Origin of the sequence: Solihabitans fulvus, from assembly GCF_008386585.1 — a bacterium.
GTDB classification, from domain to species: domain Bacteria; phylum Actinomycetota; class Actinomycetes; order Mycobacteriales; family Pseudonocardiaceae; genus Solihabitans; species Solihabitans fulvus.
Window position 1 is genome coordinate 1 of the sequence record NZ_VUOB01000087.1, and the last position, 526, is coordinate 526.

General features: G+C 63.9%; 1 protein-coding gene. It reads right to left on the bottom strand.

Annotated elements, in window-relative coordinates; genetic code table 11:
* Positions 1-31 precede the first annotated feature (31 nt).
* On the bottom strand, positions 32-526 hold a 495-nt coding region (locus F0L68_RS43965; protein WP_223199522.1), incomplete at its 5' end, for a methionine adenosyltransferase domain-containing protein.

Here is a 526-nt window from a genome sequence, read left to right on the forward strand (position 1 = left end):
CTCAGGTGCTCACTCACCGCTTCACACTAGATCAGCCTCCGGCCGCCTGGCGGAGTGCGTCGGCGCGGTCGGTCCGCTCCCACGGCAGATCCAGATCCGGCCGACCAAAATGACCATACGCCGCGGTCGGCGCGTAAATCGGCCGCAACAAATCAAGATCCCGAATAATCGCCGCCGGCCGCAAATCAAACACCTCATTCACCGCAGCCTGAATCTTCGACGGATCCACCGTCTCCGTCCCAAACGTCTCCACAAACAACCCCACCGGCGCCGCCTTACCAATCGCGTACGCCACCTGCACCTCAATCCGCGACGCCAACCCCGCCGCCACCGCGTTCTTCGCCACCCACCGCATCGCATACGCCGCCGACCGGTCCACCTTCGACGGATCCTTACCCGAGAACGCCCCACCACCATGACGCGCCATACCGCCATAGGTGTCCACGATGATCTTCCGACCCGTCAGACCCGCGTCACCCATCGGACCACCGATCACGAACCGACCCGTCGGGTTCACCAACAACCG